The organism is Novosphingobium sp. AP12, from assembly GCF_000281975.1.
Lineage (GTDB): Bacteria > Pseudomonadota > Alphaproteobacteria > Sphingomonadales > Sphingomonadaceae > Novosphingobium.
Map to the genome: position 1 here is coordinate 1 of NZ_AKKE01000120.1, position 18,055 is coordinate 18,055.

Consider the following 18,055-nt stretch of genomic DNA (forward strand, 5'->3'; position numbering starts at 1 on the left):
AGCCGCCGATGGACGGCGTGGCGGAGGTCCAATCACGGACAGGAAGGTTGGAAAGCGACGACGATCAGCGCGCCTGTTCTGCCTTCGCGTCGATCGCCTCGTTCGCCCGGTCGCCTTTGGCCTCGGCCGCGCGCACAAATGCCTCGGCCCGGCCTTCGAGCGCGGCATGGCGCTCCGCCAGAATTTTTTCGGCACGTTCCTCAAACGCGACATCTCGGCCGGCAATTCGCTTCTTCGCGACGTCGGCGCTGACGGCGATGCGCTCCTTCGCAATGAGACCACCAGCGCAGATTCGCGCCTTGGCGGCTGCACCCGAGGCTGCGATCCTGTTCTGTGCGACCGCGCCACTTTGAGCCAGGCGGTTCTTCGCCTTGCGCCCTTCCTCGCGAATGCGAGCGACGGCCGCTTCGACCTCGCGATCGGTCCCGGCATTGACGAACCTGCCGCCGCCGGCCGCAGCCACCGCATGCAGCGATGCCGCTTCGCCGGACGGTACGGCGAAGCCGATGATATTGATGATCGCCTTGGTAGATCCCTGGTTGATCGACCGAGCCACTGTGACCGGATCGCCGCCACATGTCTCCTGACCATCCGACACGACATAGATGACCTGCTTGCCGGGACCGCCATTGGCGGTGAGAAGCGCTTCGGCGCGTTTGAGGGCAGCGGCAAGCGGGGTCCATCCCACCGGGCGGATCGTCGAGACCGAGCGTACCAATGCGGCCCGATCATGGGTCATTTCCACAGGCAGATCGACGGCAGCACAGGAAAGCGCCTTGCCATCAGCCCGGTTGTTGCCTGCCTGGCCGAACACCAGCAGGCCTGCTTCAGCCGTAGGGGGCAATTCCTCGACGAATGCCGCCGCGGCGGACTTGGCGAGATCGAGTTTCTGGCGGCTCGACACCTGACCCGCCATCGAACCCGACGCGTCGACCGCGACGATCACTCGCGCCGGCGGTACTGGACCGGCGACTGTTTCTGACGCTGTGAACGATGCGTCAACCAGCGCAGGATCGTTGAAACAGGCCTCGGGATCTCCAGCTTTGAACTGGCGGAGATAGGCCTCGACCTCGGAAGAACCGTCAGCAGCGCGCGTCGCGGCCTGCGTTTTGTAACCCGCCGCACTATCCGTTTTGCGGTCGCAGCTGGCCAGCACCGGATATAGCGCCAGCATCGCGACGGCGGTGTATATCCCGACGAGGCGGTCAGTTCTTCGTAAATTAGGCGTCATGGCGTGAGGCTCACCGCTCGTCTCCGGCTGTTCCATCCGAAAACTCTAGCCTCAGTCCTACGTTTTAGTCATCAGTTATGAAGATCGCTTGTGCCGGGCACTGGCTCGCCGCCCGGCGCACCAGATCCTCGAGCTCCGGCGGCACCTCGCCCACCAGCACCGTGGCGTAGCCGTCGTCGTGCAGTTCGAACACCTCCGGGCAGATACCCACGCAGATGCCAAAACCTGCGCAGAGGTCCGTGTCGACACGGACATTCATCGCGGGCCATCCTCCACCGGATCGAACTCGAGGGCGATATGCGTCAGTCCGCGCAGGATGAACGTGGGCAGATAGCCGTAGCGCCGCGCGTTAGCGGGCCCGTGGACCTTCTCCGAGATGCGGATGTCGCTGGTCCGGTCGAACATGCAATTGAGGCTGACGACCGCCTCGGCGCGCGCCAGGGGAGCGCCCGGACACGCATGGCGGCCCGCACCGAACGCCACATGCAGGCGGGCGTTCTTCCGGTCCAGTTCGAATTCGCCGGGGTTTTCGAACTTGCGCGCATCCCGGTTGGCGGCGCTGTTGGCGATATAGAGGAAGGCACCGGCGGGGACATCGACACCCCCGACGCTCGTCGGCTTCTTGGCCAATCGGAAGTCGCCCTTTACCGGGCCCTCGATCCGCAGGCATTCCTCGACGAAATTGGGGATGAGGCTGCGATCCTCGCGCAGGCGCTTCTGAAGGTCGGGACGTTCGCCCAACACCTTGAACGCATAGCTGAGCAAACGCACCGTGGTTTCCTGGCCGGCCGCGAACAGATTGGCGGCGATCCGGGCAACGTCGAGCGGCTCCGGCACCTCGCCGCCGGGGAAGGTGGCCCTGGCGAGCCCGGTCAGGATATCATCCCTGGGATTTGCCCTCCGGTCTTCGATATAGTTCGAGAACTTGTCGTAGAGCCACACGAGCGGACCGTGGTTGACCTCCCCGTCCGTGCCGCCGACCACGGCTCCGCCGCTTTCCTGCTCTACGCGGATCAGGTGCTTGCGGAACTCGGTCCGGTCTTCGGGCGGTACGCCGAGCAGATCGGACACGACGAGCACGGCAAAAGGCTGGGCGAAGTCGTCCATGAATTCGCATTCGCCGCGGGCAAGGAACGTGTCGATCTGCTGATCGGCCAGCTTCCACATGAACGCCTCATTCTCTTTGAGACGCTTCGGTGTGATCAGCGACATCAGCAATGCCCGGTGGGCCGAGTGCGTCGGCGGATCCATGGTGGGGAGCTGATCACTGAACGGCGTCTGGTCGCGATAGGTTTCGATCAGTTCGGAAATGTCTTCGTGCTCGTGACCAGCAAGCGGGATGGGACAACCCGCGAAGGGCCCCGTCGTCGACATGCAGGAAGAGAACCGCGCGGGATCGTTGTAGACTTCGAGCGCTTCGGCGTAGCCCGTTACCATGACGATCCCCTGATGCGGCTCTCGCACCACCGGAGACTGGTCTCTCAGGTAGTCGAAGTAGCCGTAAGGATCGTCGATGAACCGATCGCTACGGAAGAAATCATGCGCTTCGAACTCACTGGTGATATCGTTCATGTGCTCTCCTGCGACGTGCCGCCGGCATCCTCCGGGGTCACGGTCGACTCAAAGTAACGCCGTTGCGGAGCATCTGCCACCTGTTCGCCTCCGACTAAAATGGCATCGCCCTAACGATCCAAGCTGCTCGGGGCGGCCTTCCCGTATCAACCATTTTTCCCTTCAGATACTTGCAGTCGCCGACCTGCCGGTGCGGTAGCCGGGCTGCGCAGGTTCGCCGAAAGCAGAGAGGATCTGTGCGAACCGGGCCTTCGTGTCCTGCTCGTATTCGGGGTGTGTGATGATGTAGGGGTCGTTCGCCTCGACGGCACGCACCACCGCGCGGCCGAGCCACACGGGGTCCATCATGTTCGCCCGGATCGTGGCGGCACGCTCTTCGTCGACAGCAATCGGGCCGGATGACATCGATTCCGACATGCGGCTTCGCGTGAGGCCCGGGAACAGCGTGGAAACGCCGACACCGGAAGGCGCGAGTTCGGCGCGGACGGCGTCGGACAGGCCCAGCACCGCGAATTTGCTCGCCGAATAGGCCGCGGACGTGAGCGTCCGGTTATCAGCGGGTTCGACTATTCCTCCCGTTCACCATCTATTCCATGGTCGGCGGACAGCCATTGCCCTTGATGCGCGACCGAACCAAACCGAGACGTGCAGCGCACACGGTTCACATGTTGGCAGCCCGTCGCACCGCTTCTGCAAGAAGCGTTGCCCATGCGTCTTGCTTGCGCGAGCTGCCGATAAGATCCTGTCGCACTTCGATCTCGGCGTAGGCAAGGTTTCGCGGGAACGCGTGGAACGGGATGGTGTAGTCGGTTTCGTCCATCGCGTACGGGACGTTGTCGCCTACAGTCAGGTCTGGCTGTTCAGCGAGCACGTCGCGTAGAGCGTACGCAAAGTCGACCGGCTCTTGGTTGTGCAGGATGCCCACGTCCCAAGGGCGGGTTACGCCGTTCATTTCGGGGGTGAAGCTGTGCAGCGACAGCAGGATCGTTTCCTTGCCAGTCGCGCGCCGGGCATCGAGGACCTTCGCGATCGCGGCATGGTAGGGTTCGTGGATCGCGCCGATCCGGGCATCGCGCGCCTTATCCGTAAGATGCAGGTTTCCGGGAATTGGGGTCCCATCCGAGACTTCAGCGATGGCGTCGGGCCGGGTGGGCATGCGATTGCAGTCGATGACGAGGCGCGAATATACCTGGTGGAGGAAAGGCGCATCCAGCAAACTGGCCAAAGCTCGGCCAAGGCCAAACACGCCGATATCGATTGCTATGTGAAGTCCCAAGTCATCGGGTTGCAGACCAAGGAGTTCCAAGTGACGAGGAACGGCCGATCCCGCGTGGTCGCCGATTAGCAGGAACGGCGAGGTTCCTGCTGCGTTGAACAGACCAAACGGCGCCGGATCCTCCGGACCCAGCACGCTCTCTGCCGTGCGCCCGGTCACCAGGAAGCTCCTCGATGCCGCTGCTGACGATCCATCACACGACGCTGTATCGCTACCAACAACCTGTATCGCTTGGTGAACATCGCATCATGATGCGGCCGCGCGAGGCTTTTGACCAGCGGTTGCTGTCGGCGCGCCTGATCATCGACCCCGAGCCCAGCGAACTGCGCTGGCTGCATGACGTCTTCGGCAATTCGGTGGCCGTCGCCTCGTTCGAGCGCCGCACCGCGCGCCTGACGATCACCAGCGAGACCACGCTGGAGCATGCCCCGCTCGCCCAGACGCAAGTGGACGTCGAGGATTATGCCCGCCTGTTTCCCTTTACTTATTCGGCAGAGGACATGCCCGACCTGCTGCGCTCGATCGAGCGGCAGCACCTGGACCCGGGGCGCATCGTCGACAACTGGGCCCGCGCGTTCCTCAATAACGACGCAAGCACCGGGACTATTTCCCTGCTCACCGAGATGGCAACCAGCATCAAGCGCGACTTCACGTATGTCCCGCGACATAAAAAGGGCACCCAGTCGCCGCTCGAGACGCTGAAAAAGCGGCAGGGGACCTGCCGCGACTTCGCGGTGCTGATGATCGAGGCCGTGCGCGCGCTCGGCTTCGCGGCGCGGTTCGTCTCGGGCTACGTCTACAATCCGTCGCGGTCCGAGGGCGTGGTCGGCGGGGGCAATACCCATGCCTGGGTCCGTATCTTCCTCCCCGGCTCCGGCTGGGTCGAGTTCGATCCTACCAACGGCATCATCGGCAATCGCGGCCTAATCCGCGTCGCCGTGGCGCGCGATCCCTATCAGGCGCTGCCGCTGTCGGGCACGTGGTTCGGCCTGCCCGCCAGCTTCCTCGGCATGGACGTGACCGTCGACGTCCACCGGGCCGATCCCGACCAGTTCCCCTCAACCGGCCATGGCGCCGTAAACAGCCGCCGCTCCGGCGCTTCAGGAAAGTGACACCCATGCTGATCCGCTGTGGCTACGATATCCGATTTGAAACCGAAACGAAGACTGCGATGATGGCGATGCTCAGCCTTCACCCCTCGCGCCACCAGGACCTGCGCACGCCCCAGCGCTTGCTGGCCAGCCCCGATATCCCGCTCTATCAGTTCGAGGACGGCTTCGGGAACGTTGCCACGCGCCTCAGCATACCGTCCGGCGGCGTGACCCTGTCCTGCGACTTCGTCATCGAGGACAACGGCGAGCCGGACATGCGCCCGGCCAACGGCCCGCAGATGCCAGTGGAGGACCTGCCCGATTTCGCGATGCCGTTCCTGCTGGGTAGCCGTTATTGCGAAACCGATCGCCTCATGGACGTGGCATGGAGCAACTTTGGCCATTACACCAATGCCCGCGACCGGGTGGACGCGATCGTCGCCTTCGTTCATCGCCATATCGAGTTCGGTTATCACTATGCGCGGCCCGACAAGACGGCCTGGAACGGCTATCAGGAGCGGCAGGGCGTCTGCCGCGATTTCGCGCACCTCGCCATCACGCTGTGCCGCTGCATGAATTTGCCCGCCCGCTACTGCACGGGTTACCTGGGTGACATCGGGGTGCCGGCCGTCGATGCTCCGATGGACTTCAGCGCCTGGTTCGACGTGTACATCGATGGCAGTTGGTACACCCACGATGCCCGCCACAACAAGCCGCGCATCGGCCGTATCCTGATGGCGCGGGGGCGCGATGCCACCGACGTCGCCTTGACGACGGCGTTCGGTCCGGCGAACCTGGTGCGGTTCGATGTCTATACCGATGAGGTCCAGTCCCTTGAATGATCCGCTGACCAACCTGCTTCTGCGTCCCTGGGACGGCCCGCTCGGCGCCCCGCCCTTTGCGCAGGTGCGGGCCGAGGACTTCCTGCCCGCGTTCGAGGCCGCCACCGCCTGGCAACGCGCGGAAGTGGCGGGTATCGCCGGACAGGCGGAAGCGGCGACGTTCGAGAACACCGTCGCTGCCCTGGAGCGGTCGGGCGAAGTGCTCGGCCGGGTCCGCCGCCTGTTCTGGACGCTGTCCTCTGCGCAGGGAACTGCCGCCATCCGCGCGATCGAGGGCAATGTTTCGGCGCTGCTCAGCGCGCATTCGATTGCGATCAACCATGACGCCGCGCTCGCGGCGCGCATCGCCGCCGTCCATGCCTCACGCCATGACGCCGGGCTGACGCCGGCGCAGGTGCGTCTAGTCGAGGCCAGCTACGCCGGCGCTCGTCGAAGCGGCGCGGCTTTGGGCCCCGAGCAGAAGGAACGCTTTGCCGAGATCCATTCGCGACTTTCGGCGCTCTCCGTCCAGTTCGGCCACAACGTCCTGGCGGCGACGGCCGACTGGGTGCTGGACCTGGGTGTGGACGACTTAGCCGGGCTGCCCTCCTCGCAGTGTGACGCCGCTGCCGCGCGCGCCGCGGCCGCAGGGGCCCCGGGTCGTTTCCACGTCACCCTCGATCGCACTGACTACGAAAGCTTCCTGGGCTTCTCCCAGCGCCGCGACCTGCGCGAGAAACTGTGGCGCGCCTTTACCGAGCGTTGCGACGGCGGGGCGCAAAACAACTGGCCCGTCATCGCCGAAATCCTGGCTCTCAGGCATGAGCGGGCGACCCTGCTAGGGTACGCTGACCATGCGCATTATGCGTTAGAGGACAGCATGGCCCACACGCCTGCCGCCGCGCTCGATCTGCTGCAGCAGCTATGGGAGCCCGGCAAGCGCCGCGCTGCCGAGGAGGCGGCCGAACTACAGGCGCTGATCGATGCCGAGGGCGGCGCATTCACCCTCGCTCCCTGGGACTGGCGCTTCTATGCCGAGCAGATGCGCCGTTCTCGTTATGCGTTGGACGGCGCGGCGGTGGCGCAGCATCTGCGTCTGGATGCCGTCCGGCAGGCCGCCTTCGATACGGCCGCCAGACTCTACGGACTGTCCTTTACGCGGCGTGCGGATATCCCCGGCTATCATCCCGATGTCTGGGCCTGGGAAGTGGGCGATGGGGCGGCTGGGCCTGTCGGGCTGCTGTTCACCGACTATCTCGCCCGGCCGGAGAAGCACGGCGGGGCTTGGATGGGCAGCCTGCGCGTGCAGGAAACGATGGACGGCACGGTCCTTCCGGTCGTTTACCTCGTCGCCAATTTCGCAAGCGCGCCGCCGCCGGACACTGGCGCCACGCGCCTGTCCATCGACGAGGCGCGTACCCTGTTCCACGAGTTCGGCCATGCCCTGCACGGCCTGCTTTCGCGGGTGACCTATCCCAGCCAGTCCGGCACCGCGGTGGCCCGCGATTTCGTCGAGTTTCCGAGCAAGCTGATGGAAAACTGGATCGTCAGCCGGGAAGTCCTGTCCGGCTTCGGCGTGCCCGATGCGCTGATCGCCGCGATCCGGAGCGCCGAGAGCTATGGGCAGGGTTTCGCTACGGTGGAACTCATCGGCTGCTCGCTGATCGACCTTGCCATGCATGGCTCGGCGCAGGCGGCCGCCGATCCCCGAGCTTTCGTCGAGGCCGAGCTCGAATGGCTTGGCATGCCGCCGGCAGTCGGGCTGCGGCATCGTTTCCCCTATTTCACACATATATTCGACGGCGGGTATGCTAGCGCTTATTACAGCTATGCATGGTCCGAAACGCTCGACGCAGACGTCTTCGAGGCCTTCGTAGCTTCGGGTGACATTTTCGATGCGCAGCTCGCCAAGCGCTTCCGCAGGGAAATCCTCAGCGTCGGCAATACCCGCGACCCGATGGAGTCGTTCACCGCCTTTCTTGGCAGGGGTCCCGATCCCGAAGCTCTGATGCGCGCACGCAACCTCACTGACGCTTGAGCCGGTGAACCGCGCCGCTTGGTCTATCGCTCAGCAATTTTGGCGCAGCGCAATAAATCTAACACGCGGTATGAAAGTATTCTTCTATATTGCCACCTACGTTGAAGCGCTTTTTAACGGACCGCGGAGGCGTGTCCTTGCGGCACGCGCGCACGATCCTCGCCCTTTCCGCCACGATCAACGCGAGGGATGCCGCCTGATCGCGCGGGCCTACTGGGCGGCCTTCTCGGCATTGAGCCGCTCGACAAGTTTTTCCACCTCGTCGGGATTGAGAACCTAGGTGCGGGTTTTGCGGCCTTCGCGGAACACGGGCTGCGTCAGCAGGATGCGCGACTGCTCCTTGGCGAAAGGCTTGAAGAGCGAGAAGTGCATCACGCATTCGAGCAGTAGTCCGACGACCGGTGTCTTGCCATCCAGATCGATCAGCGTTGCGGGCTGGTCCCAGGGAATATTCATCATAGATCGCGCCTATCGCGGGTTATGACGGATGCAAAGGCCCTTGTCTCGCTCGCAGACCGAGCGCCTGGTTCTGCGTGAAGGGGCGGGCCTAGAGTGCGGCCCCGATCCAATGCTTCATGTGAGCCATCACAAACCCTCAGGTCGCGGAAATAGGATTGAGGACGAAGGCGGTCCGCTCCGCGAGGTCATTGATTACGGCGAGATACGCTTGGAAATGCGGCGTCGCGCGGTGGGCCGCAACGGCGGCCGCGTCTACGTAAAGCTCATCAAGGAAGAAGCGGCCAGGCTCGCTCTGGTCCTGCCAGAGATCGTAGCGCAGATTGCCAGGTTCCGCCCGGCTGGAGTCGAGCATACCGTCGAGCAGGGTACGCAGCCGATCGGCTGCACCGGAACGAGCTGTAAGAACGGCGACAATTTTCACGGAAGTAGGCATGGTGCTGATCCTTATGGGAGGGTGGAAGAGAGTGGGGCCCACCCGAAGGGCCCCACCCGTCATGCGTGTGCTCATGCAGCAGCAGTGGAGCGGCCGAGCGCCTCGATCAACGCCTTGGCGAGCGCGTGATCGGAGGCAGGGTTCTGCCCCGTGATCAGCTCACGATCGACGACAACATTGGACGCGAAGTCACTCGGCGTAACCGAGACGTTCCCGCCGGCAATCCGCAACGCCTTTGGCATATCGAAGTAGAGTTCCCCCTTCAGCAGATGCTGCTCGGCGATCTTCTCTTCGCTCGCCGAGAAGACGGTCATCCGATAGCCTGCGTAGATCCAGCCTTCGGCCAAGTCGGCTGCCTTCGCCTCGTCGCCTTCGATCAGCGCCGCCCTGAAGGCGGGCGCGTCAGCGAGAGCCGCTGCGATGACGACCGGACCGTGGCAGAGCAGCGCGGTCGGCTTCCCAGTCGTATGGAAGTGGCGCAGGATGGCACCGGCATCGGGATCTTGCATCAAATCGACCACCGGCGCGTGGCCACCTGGCACGAACACACCGGCATAACCGTCGAGACCGCCTTCGATGACAGACCGCAGTGTGCGCACGTCGTTCATGGCAGCGTGGTCGTCGAAGAAGCGTGACGCCCGATCATATGCGGCCTGATCGCCGCCGAAATGGTCGATCGTGTCGGAGACTTCATCGATGTGCGGCTTGGTTCCCTTGGGCGTGGCGAGCACGACCTCGTAGCCGGCGTCGATCAATGCCAGTGCGGGAATCGTCGTCTCGTTGAGGTACTGGCCGATCGTGGCGGTGCCGCCGCCGCGCAGTTCGATCCGCGTCGCGTTGGATCCGAGGATGAGTATTTTCGCCTTGGTCATCTGAGCCTCCATTGTTTTGCAGCGCTCGCTGCCGACGAGAGGGAGATGGGGCATCCTGATATATTCGAGAAGTTTATTGTCTTGATGTTAGATATGCTCTCATCAATATCACTGAATGCGCTACGATCTCAATCTTCTGCCGGTCTTCGTTGCCTTGATGGAAGAGCGCAGCGTCACACGCGCGGCTGAGCGCGTAGGTATGACGCAACCAGCGCTCTCCAATGCGCTGTCGCGCTTGCGGCTGATGTTGCAGGACCAGCTCTTCATCCGCGAGCGCTATGGTATGCAGCCGACTCCGGTTGCGCTCGAGCTGGCGCCCGCGATCGCTGACGCGCTGGCGCAGCTCGATGACGCGGTGCTCGGCCAACAGGGGTTTGATCCCGCCCAGGCCGAACGCCTTTTCACCGTCGCGCCGAACGGCTACGTCGAGTTCGTTCTGGTGCCGGCGATCGTTGCCCGGCTGCAGCAGGTCGCGCCAGGCATCAAGCTGCGGTTGACGCCTTATGGCAACGACCTCGGCGAGACCGGTGTCGTGTCCGGTACGACCGCACTGGTGCTCGGCCGCATCGTCGATCCACCAGACAATCTCGTTGTCCAGCATCTGATGGACGAGGGGCTTGCCTGTGCCGTGCGCGCGGATCATCCCGAGATCGGCGATACGATGACGCGCGAACAGTTCGAGAAGCTGAAGCACGTCAACATCATGCCGCCTGGGCGAATGCGGGCCGGCCTTTTCCAGGCGTTGGCGCAGCAGCAGCTCAAGCGCGACGTTGCCATTTCCGTGACCAATTTCTTCGCGGTCGCCGAGATGGTCGCGGTGACCGATTACTGCGCGACGTTGCCTTCGCTCATCTGCCGGCGGCTGATGCAGGACCCGCGGTTAAAGATCCTGCCCTCACCCGTCGATCTCGGCAGCTTCCCTGTCGAGATGGCTTGGCACGTCCGCTACCGACATGACCCGGCTCACCGCTGGTTGAGAGCACTGATCCAGGACGTCGCGATGCAGCTTAAAGGCGACGCTCACTGAGCGCACCCGAGTATGGTGCGGCGCGGTGCCTGATCGCTCCGATGACCGACAACAACGGCCTATCCGGGATCTGCGCAGGGCCGAGTTCCAAATGGGGTGAGCTAATCTATATATGCCGGAATAGCGGACGGTCTCCACCCAGGCGGCGAAAATTGGTCGTTGGGTGTATGCCTAGAGTCGCGACCTACCACTATCGTCCTGCCCAACTCGAATGTCGCCCTGATTGCAGACGTTCCGGACTCAAAATTGCTTTCACAGTTCCGCCCGTTCATTCAGGTGAGATTTTGCTTGATGAAGAGACTGACAAGGCACTGCTGAAGATTCAAAGCCCTAGCATCTCTAAACCCGGATGGTCATCGGGCCGGCGACCGGAGGCCCAGTGAAATAGCCGGTCCTCTTCGCCGATAGGCGCATCATTGATGCAAGCCAAACGCCGCCGCATGAGCCCGTTGTCATCGAAGTCCCAGTTCTCGTTGCCGTGAGAACGGAACCACTTGCCGCTGTCGTTATGCCATTCGTATGCGAACCGGACGGCGATGCGGTTGTCGCTGAACGCCCACAGCTCTTTGATGAGCCGGTAGTCCAGCTCCCGCTGCCACTTGCGGGTCAGGAATGCGACGATGGCATCCCGACCGGTCATAAACTCGGCGCGGTTCCGCCAGTGGCTACCTGGCGCATAAGCCAGCGCCACCTTCGCGGGGTCGCGGCTGTTCCAGCCATCTTCGGCAAGACGGACCTTCTTGGTCGCCGTCTCGAGCGTGAATGGCGGCAGGGGTGGGCGCGGGGCATCCATAGGGGTTCTCCTCAGTCACCGAGCCGACCGCGTAGCAGTTCGTTTTCAGCCTCCAGCGCGGCAATGCGCTCGTGCAGCGGGCGGACGGCTCGCGCGATCTCGTCTTCGGTGAAGCGCGGGGTGATGTGCTGCGGGCAATTCCAGTCGAACGCAGCGAGGCGAAGCCGGAAGATACGTTCGAGCTTCGCCTTGTAGCGTTCGTCCTTGACCAGATCAGTGAGCGCCGGATCAGCGTCCAGCGTTAGTTTCTCGACATGGGCATAGATCTTGAGCCGGGCGCGGCGGGGATAGTCCACCAAGATCAGGCAGGCCCGGTCGTTCGCCGCCAAGTTGCCGGTGCTGATGTACTGCCGGTTGCCGCGGTAGTCGGCAAATGCCAGCGTGCTCTCGTCGACCAACTTGAGGAACCCCGCCGGCCCGCCGCGATGCTGGACATAGGGCCAGCCCGTCTCCGACACGGTCGCGATGTAGAAGGTGTCGCGCTGCGCGATGAACGTCGCTTCCTGGGCCGTGAACCGATCAGATTCCCGATCCCCCTCGAAATACTCCCACTGCCGCGCCGCGCCCATGTCGGCCTGTACCGACCGGACGCTGGGGGTTATCGCGATATCGAGAAATCCGTAAGAAATCGTCCGTCTCCCAGATCACCCCGCCTGTCTGGCAGCTTTCTGCGCGCCCTGGTAGCTCTCCATCACCGCCGCGTAGTTCGGCGCCACGAGCCCGTAAAGCTGCGCCAGTTCGGCGGCTTCCGGCCGCGCCCAGGTGCGGTGGAGCTCGGACAACAGCGCGTTGGTCGAGGTTGGTTTCACGCCGCCCTGCACGAAACGGGCGAGCGACACGCGCGATACCATTTCGCTCGGATCCCCGGACGCGTCGATGACGGCATAGACATCGTACCCCGCAGCGCGCGCATCCAGCGCGGGGAACATCACGCAGACGCTGGTCCAGACGCCGGCCATGACGAGGGTCTTGCGTCCGGTCGCCTCGACCTCGGCCACGAAGTCGGCATTGTCCCAGGCGTTCACCTCGCCCTTTCGCGGAACGTAGACGGCATGCGGTGCGTCCCGATGGATCTCCGGCATCAGTGGGCCATTGCTCCCGGTCGGCTCCGAGGCAGTGGTGATGACCGGAATCTTGAGCAGAGTGCAGAGCCTGGCGATCATTTCCACGTTGCGGCGCAGGTCAGCCACAGCGATGTCCTTGACCGTCTGGAACAGGCCTGCCTGGTGATCGAGAAGTAGCACCAGCGTGTCGGCGGGATCCAGCAGCGCAGCGCCGCCGCCGGTGGGAAGGACGCTCGATTGTGCGGTCGACGAAGAGGCCATGATCATTCTCCTTCGGTTTGATGGGTGTCGAGGGCCATTCCGGCCAGGAGGTGCCGCTCCAGGAAACCGCGGATCAGCGGCACCATCTCGTCGGCCTTGTCTTCCAGCGCGAAGTGTCCGGTGTCGAGGAGATGAAGCTCCGCCTCGGGCAGATCGCGCAGGAAAGCGTGCGCGCCCTCGGGCGCGAAGATCGTATCGGCGGCGCCCCACAGGATCAGCGCAGGCGGCTGAAATGCTCTGAAGTAAGCGTGAAAATCGGGGTAGAGCGCAAGGTTCGTTCGGTAGTCGTAGATGATTGCGAACTGGATCGCGACCGCTCCGGGACGATCCAGGAACAGCTGGTCGTGCAGCCACGCCGCGGGGTCGATCCGCGCCGGATTTTTGACGCCGGCGGTATATTGGAAACGCGTGCCCTCCAGTCTCAGGAAGGGTCGCATGGCATCGCGGTTGGCAGCGCTGTTGTCGGCCCACAGCGCCCGCGTCGGCTCCCAGAACGCCTGCATCCCCTCTTCATAGGCGTTGCCGTTCTGTACGATCAGCGCAGAGACACGCTCGGGATGCGCCAGAGCCAGCCGAAAGCCTGTCGGCGCGCCGTAATCCATCACGAAGAGCGCATAGCGAACAATCCCGAGTTGCCCGAGCAGTCCATCCACCACTTCGGCGAAATGCGCGAAGCCATAGTCGAACGTCTCCTGCGGCGGCATGGCCGACAGGCCAAACCCCGGGAGATCAGGCGCGATGACATGATAGCGATCCGCCAGCGCCGGGATGAGGTTGCGGAACATGTGCGACGAGCTTGGAAAGCCGTGAAGAAGAACCAGGGCGGGCGCGCCGACCGGTCCCGCCTCGCGGTAGAAGATCTCCAGCCCCTCGACCATCGCCGTGCGGTGGTAGGTGACGGGCAGTTGGGGCGGTGCAGGGCCCATGCTAAGCTGAGTCCGCGGCGTCTTCGATGAAGGCCGCGACTTTCTCGGGATGAGCCAGCATGACCGCGTGGCTGCTGTCGATCTCGACGAGGCGAGCGCCCATCCTCTCGGCCATCCGGCGCTGCGCACTGGGCGGGATCATCAGGTCGCCGGTGGCAAGCAGGTAATGTGTCGGCTTCGTCTGCCACGCGACCCGCGTCGTCTGCGCGGTCACCGCTTCGAGCCCCCAGGGTACCTGGGCGGCCGCCATGAAGCGAGTCGTACCGGGATCGACGTCGGAGGCGAAGGCTTCGGGGAACTTTTCGGGGTCGACGATCAGGAACCCATCCTGCGGCGGCAACAGCGGCGCCTTGGCCTCTTCCGGCTCGGCTGGCTGCTCGTTCAGCGCGGCGACGGATTCGCCCACATCCGGCGCGAAGGCGGCGATATAGGCGACCGCCCTCACCCTGACATCGTCGCCGGCGGCGGTCACCACGGCGCCGCCGTAGCTGTGGCCCACGAGCACGACGGGATACCGGGCCATGGCGATCACTCGCTCGGTCGCCGCGACATCACCTTCAAGGGTGATCGTCGGGTTCTGCACAACCAGAACCTCATGGCCGCGAGCGGTCAGGATATCGTAGACCGCCCGCCAGCCCGACCCATCCACGAACGCGCCGTGCACCAGCACGATCGAAACAGCCGTTCCAGGGGCCTGTGCTGCGCCGTCTCCCGGGAGACCAGATAGGTCGATTGTCATGTGCGTTCCTTCCTCGGGTCACAAATCGGATGATCGCCGGTACTATTTGCAGAGCTTGCGATCGAGGAAGTCGCGGATCAGCGGCGCCATGACGTCGAGCTTGTCCTCCAGCGCGAAATGGCCGCTGTCGAGGATGTGCATCTCCGCCTTTGGCAGGTCTCGCAGATAGGGAGGCGCACCGGCTTCCGGGAAGATATTGTCGTTCTTGCCCCAGACGATCAGCGTAGGCGGCTGATACTTGCGGAAGAACGCCTGGAATTGCGGGTAGAGGGGTACGTTCGAGCCGTAGTCGCCAAGCATGTCGAGCTGTATGTCCCGATTGCCGGGGCGATCGAGCAGAGCCTGATCCTGTACCCAGTTGTCCGGGCTGATGCGCGCGACATCGCCCATGCCATCGGTATACTGGAACTTGGTGATATCGAGTGTCACCAAACCGTTCAGTGCGTCGCGGTTGTTATGCGAACGATCGCGCCAGTAAACCTTGATCGGATCCCAGAACGGGGACTGCAGGCCCTCGTCGTAAGCGTTGCCGTTTTGCACAATCAATCCGCTGACGCGTTCCGGATGCTTGAGAGCCAAGCGGTAACCGATAGGGGCACCGTAATCCATTACGTACATCGCGTAACGCTCGGCGCCCAGCCTCGTCACGAGCTTGTCGACAATGTCGGCCTGGCTGGCGAAGGTGTACGAGAACTTGGTATGGTCGGGCGCATCGCTCTGGCCATAGCCAGGATAATCGGGCGCGATCACGCGATAGCGATCCGCAAGCAGCGGGATCAGGTTGCGGAACATGTGCGACGAGGTCGGGAACCCGTGGAGCAGCAGCAGTACAGGCGCGTCGGCAGGGCCGGCCTCGCGGTAGAATACGTTGACGCCGTCGATCTTAACCGACCGGTAGTGGATGACCGGCACCGCATTGGCTGCGAGTCCGCTTGCGGCCGCCGGACAAGTAGTTTGCGCCGCCGCCGGACCGGCGAAGACGGAACAGCCGAGCATGAGTGCGAGGAGATGCTTCATGTAGTCCTCCATTCGAACCGGCAGGTCGCCCCTGGCGCCGTCTTGCTCCCTGGGTTGGCCGATACCCGAGACTATCGCGCTCGCCCATGTCGCTTCAATTCTCTGTTGGTCTATCAACAATACATATAAGTCGTGCGGGTCTATACTTTCGTGGAAGGCGTATGTCCGTTCGCGCAAGACTAGTTCGCAAATCGAACTTCAAATCCGAACGTGCGCGGCGGCGTGATGGTCGCGCGCGGTTCACCCAGCACGACGAAAGCGTGACCGATATACCGCTCGTTCGTCAGGTTCTTCGCGAACAGGGCCAGCGACCAGCGTTCGTCGGCAGTTCGATAGGCGAGGCGCGCATCGAAAAGATGCGCGGGGTCGCGCGAGAACGCGCGTAGTTCTCCGGGCTGGTGGAAGATGCGGCTGGTATATTCGTATTCCCCGCGGACCGTCAGCTCGGCTCCGCCCGGCATCGGGAAGCGGTTCTGGGCGCCCAGGCCGACCTTGACGTCGGGAGCCCGGTTCAACCGGTCGCCCGAATAGTCGGCGAGCGAGACCGGGTCGATGAAGCGATCGTACCGGGCATCGAGCAAGGCTGCGATCGCCGTAAGCTCAAAGCGGTCGGTAAGGTAGGCGGCGGTCTCGAGCTCGAGCCCATCGACCGTGGCGGTGGCGGCGTTTCGGACCACCAGGAAGCCCAGCGCATCGGCGGTGCGGACCTGCAGATTGCTGTAGTCGTAGTGAAAGACGGTCGCGTTGACCCGCAGGTCGCCAGCCAGCCAGTCGCTCTTGATGCCCGCTTCATAGGCGCGCAGCGTCTCGGGTTCGAAGACATTGGGTGCCGGGTTCGTGATGAGGCTCACGGAGGTCGAACCGCCGCTCTTGAAACCCTCGGAATAGCTTGCGTAGAACAGCAGATGGCGACCGGGCCTGTAATCGACGGCCAATCGCGGCGCGACGTTGGACCAGGTCGTTTTCTGAACGGACTGCGGATACGAATTGAACAGCGGCGGAATCTCTACCGTGAACTGCTGCAGGAACGTGAAGGCCTTCGTTTCGCGGCTCCATCGCAGGCCCGCGGAAAGCGTCAGATTGTCGGTGAGGTGGAAGTCCGCCTGGCCGAACGCGGCATAGGCCGTGGTGCGGTTAGAGGCGTTTATGAGCTGGGTCGTGGGACTGGCAACGCCGAGCAAGCCAGTGAAGTCGAGGTATATCGGGCTGAACGTGTCGGCGGTCTCCCTGAAGTAGTAGAGCCCGGCCAGCCATTGCAGCCGGTGGCTTCCGATCGTCTGGATCCGCAGTTCCTGGCTGAACTGGGAGGTCTTGTCGTACTGCCCGAAATGGATGAGCCGTGCCGGCCCGGCATCGGTATCGATGAGGTTCTTCAGACTTGCTTCCCGGTACCCGCTGATCGACGTCAGCTGGACCCCGGCAAAATCGTAGGTGGCGTCGAAGGAAAGCCCCCAAAAATGGCGATCCTCGCGCGGGATAGCGTCGAGGGCAATGCGCTTCGGATCGAAGTCGGGTGCGAGGCTCTTGTGAACGACGACGGGCATGTCGTGATATCCGCCGTCCGCATTGAGCTGAATGTCGAGCACGCCGTTCGGTCGCCAGCGCAGCGCGCCGCGCAGGGTGAAGGTCTTCTGGGGGTCGAGGCTGCGACCGGTTCGCGTATCCTTCGTGTAGCCGTCGCGATCGCTCGCCGCGACGGCGATCTTCCCCGATAGGGTGCTGCTCAATGGACCCATGACCAGGGCCTGCGCGCCCTTGGCATCATAGTTCCCATAGCGCTCGAGCGCCTCGAACACGGTAGCCTCGCTGGGACGGCGAGTGATGACGTTGATCGCCCCGCCGGTGGCATTGCGGCCGTAAAGCGTACCCTGCGGGCCGCGAAGGACCTCGATCCGCTCGACGTCCACGAGGTCGAACAGGTTCATGTAGGGCCGCGCCAGGTAGACGCCATCGAGATAGACTCCGATCGGCGCATCCGCACCGATCCCCAGATCGTTCTGGCCCACACCGCGTATCGATATCGGTACGGCCCCCTGCCCCTCGCCGGTGCCGATCGTGAGGCCGGGCGTGAAAGTCACGATATCCCGCAGGTCGCGTGTGCCGCTGCGCTCCATCTGTTCGGCGGTGTAGGCCGAAATCGCCAGTGGCGTGTCCTGGATCCGTGTTTCCTGGCGGGTCGCGGTAACGATGATATCGTCGCCGGGCCGGGGGTCGGACTGGGCGAGACATGATCCGCACGTAGCCGACCAGACCAGGCCCGCCGCGGCCGCCGCACGAAGCCTCGACGTCAATGGCATGGACGATGAGACCCTCGATTTCAGACATGCCCCACTTGCAGTCTGAGTCTATCGAAGGGCCAGTCCGGTCTCAATTCGCCTCTCGTGCGGGTTCCTTAGCTGATGGTAGTGTCGCAATCGACCATGGTCGAGGTGGTC

18 protein-coding genes and 1 pseudogene are annotated in these 18,055 nt (G+C 63.5%); 4 read left to right on the plus strand and 15 right to left on the minus strand.

Annotated features, from left to right (window positions below; translation table 11 throughout):
* Positions 1 to 64 precede the first annotated feature (64 nt).
* The 5 genes from PMI02_RS25955 to PMI02_RS15755 all read right to left on the minus strand — a co-directional run bounded on the left by PMI02_RS25955 (position 65) and on the right by PMI02_RS15755 (position 4,238).
* Positions 65 to 1,267 carry a VWA domain-containing protein gene (locus PMI02_RS25955; RefSeq protein ID WP_007684602.1) on the minus strand — a complete coding sequence of 401 codons (1,203 nt, stop codon included), beginning with the start codon at positions 1,265 to 1,267 and terminating at the stop codon, positions 65 to 67.
* 28 nt (positions 1,268 to 1,295) lie between these two features.
* Positions 1,296 to 1,490 carry a ferredoxin gene (locus PMI02_RS15740; RefSeq protein WP_007684606.1) on the minus strand — a complete coding sequence of 65 codons (195 nt, stop codon included), beginning with the start codon at positions 1,488 to 1,490 and terminating at the stop codon, positions 1,296 to 1,298.
* Positions 1,487 to 2,803 (minus strand): cytochrome P450, encoded by a 1,317-nt coding sequence (locus tag PMI02_RS15745; RefSeq protein WP_007684608.1) that lies wholly within the window; start codon positions 2,801 to 2,803, stop codon positions 1,487 to 1,489. Before PMI02_RS15745 ends, PMI02_RS15740 begins: the two co-directional genes overlap by 4 nt.
* A 162-nt stretch (positions 2,804 to 2,965) precedes the next feature.
* Entirely contained in the window at positions 2,966 to 3,373 is a 408-nt protein-coding gene (locus PMI02_RS15750; RefSeq protein WP_081496717.1) for an SDR family NAD(P)-dependent oxidoreductase, read from the minus strand.
* 91 nt (positions 3,374 to 3,464) lie between these two features.
* Positions 3,465 to 4,238: an N-formylglutamate amidohydrolase gene (locus PMI02_RS15755; protein WP_007684612.1), complete on the minus strand. Its 774-nt coding sequence runs from the start codon at positions 4,236 to 4,238 to the stop codon at positions 3,465 to 3,467.
* A 14-nt stretch (positions 4,239 to 4,252) separates the two neighbouring features.
* Between PMI02_RS15755 and PMI02_RS15760 the strand changes: the two genes are divergently transcribed.
* Genes PMI02_RS15760 through PMI02_RS15770 form a run of 3 tightly spaced genes read left to right on the plus strand, consistent with a single transcriptional unit; the run spans position 4,253 to position 8,029 of the window.
* Complete coding sequence (locus tag PMI02_RS15760; protein ID WP_007684614.1) at positions 4,253 to 5,191, plus strand: transglutaminase family protein; 939 nt, start codon at positions 4,253 to 4,255, stop codon at positions 5,189 to 5,191.
* Positions 5,192 to 5,196: 5 nt separating this feature from the next.
* On the plus strand, positions 5,197 to 6,012 hold the full coding sequence (locus tag PMI02_RS15765; protein WP_007684615.1) for a transglutaminase family protein: 816 nt from the start codon (positions 5,197 to 5,199) through the stop codon (positions 6,010 to 6,012).
* A complete protein-coding gene (locus PMI02_RS15770; RefSeq protein WP_036504169.1) occupies positions 5,978 to 8,029 on the plus strand; it encodes a M3 family metallopeptidase in 2,052 nt (683 codons plus the stop codon). The genes PMI02_RS15765 and PMI02_RS15770 overlap by 35 nt, the downstream gene beginning before the upstream one ends.
* A gap of 279 nt (positions 8,030 to 8,308) precedes the next feature.
* Here the strand turns inward: PMI02_RS15770 and PMI02_RS15775 are convergent.
* The 3 genes and pseudogenes from PMI02_RS15775 to PMI02_RS15785 all read right to left on the minus strand — a co-directional run.
* A pseudogene (locus PMI02_RS15775) lies at positions 8,309 to 8,488 on the minus strand (hypothetical protein); the annotation flags it as partial.
* A gap of 136 nt (positions 8,489 to 8,624) precedes the next feature.
* A complete protein-coding gene (locus PMI02_RS15780; protein WP_007684618.1) occupies positions 8,625 to 8,921 on the minus strand; it encodes a putative quinol monooxygenase in 297 nt (98 codons plus the stop codon).
* 71 nt (positions 8,922 to 8,992) lie between these two features.
* Positions 8,993 to 9,793 carry a type 1 glutamine amidotransferase domain-containing protein gene (locus tag PMI02_RS15785; RefSeq protein ID WP_007684619.1) on the minus strand — a complete coding sequence of 267 codons (801 nt, stop codon included), beginning with the start codon at positions 9,791 to 9,793 and terminating at the stop codon, positions 8,993 to 8,995.
* 115 nt (positions 9,794 to 9,908) lie between these two features.
* On the opposite strand from PMI02_RS15785, the gene PMI02_RS15790 reads away from it, so the two are divergent.
* Positions 9,909 to 10,820 carry a LysR family transcriptional regulator gene (locus PMI02_RS15790; protein WP_007684620.1) on the plus strand — a complete coding sequence of 304 codons (912 nt, stop codon included), beginning with the start codon at positions 9,909 to 9,911 and terminating at the stop codon, positions 10,818 to 10,820.
* A 322-nt stretch (positions 10,821 to 11,142) separates the two neighbouring features.
* On the opposite strand, the gene PMI02_RS15795 is transcribed toward PMI02_RS15790, so the two are convergent.
* The 7 genes from PMI02_RS15795 to PMI02_RS15825 all read right to left on the minus strand — a co-directional run bounded on the left by PMI02_RS15795 (position 11,143) and on the right by PMI02_RS15825 (position 17,917).
* A complete protein-coding gene (locus PMI02_RS15795; RefSeq protein WP_007684623.1) occupies positions 11,143 to 11,613 on the minus strand; it encodes a nuclear transport factor 2 family protein in 471 nt (156 codons plus the stop codon).
* An 11-nt stretch (positions 11,614 to 11,624) separates the two neighbouring features.
* Positions 11,625 to 12,242 carry a pyridoxamine 5'-phosphate oxidase family protein gene (locus PMI02_RS15800; RefSeq protein ID WP_036504172.1) on the minus strand — a complete coding sequence of 206 codons (618 nt, stop codon included), beginning with the start codon at positions 12,240 to 12,242 and terminating at the stop codon, positions 11,625 to 11,627.
* Positions 12,243 to 12,257: 15 nt separating this feature from the next.
* Positions 12,258 to 12,938, minus strand: a complete 681-nt coding sequence (locus tag PMI02_RS15805) for an isochorismatase family protein (protein WP_007684627.1) — start codon at positions 12,936 to 12,938, stop codon at positions 12,258 to 12,260.
* A 2-nt stretch (positions 12,939 to 12,940) separates the two neighbouring features.
* On the minus strand, positions 12,941 to 13,864 hold the full coding sequence (locus tag PMI02_RS15810; protein ID WP_007684628.1) for an alpha/beta fold hydrolase: 924 nt from the start codon (positions 13,862 to 13,864) through the stop codon (positions 12,941 to 12,943).
* A gap of 1 nt (position 13,865) precedes the next feature.
* Entirely contained in the window at positions 13,866 to 14,603 is a 738-nt protein-coding gene (locus tag PMI02_RS15815; protein ID WP_007684630.1) for an alpha/beta fold hydrolase, read from the minus strand.
* A gap of 42 nt (positions 14,604 to 14,645) precedes the next feature.
* Positions 14,646 to 15,620, minus strand: coding sequence for an alpha/beta fold hydrolase (locus PMI02_RS15820; RefSeq protein WP_007684632.1), 975 nt, complete (start codon positions 15,618 to 15,620; stop codon positions 14,646 to 14,648).
* A 179-nt stretch (positions 15,621 to 15,799) separates the two neighbouring features.
* The gene (locus tag PMI02_RS15825; protein WP_007684634.1) at positions 15,800 to 17,917 is read right to left on the minus strand and encodes a TonB-dependent receptor; all 2,118 of its coding nucleotides are present in this window, start codon (positions 17,915 to 17,917) and stop codon (positions 15,800 to 15,802) included.
* Positions 17,918 to 18,055: the final 138 nt, after the last annotated feature.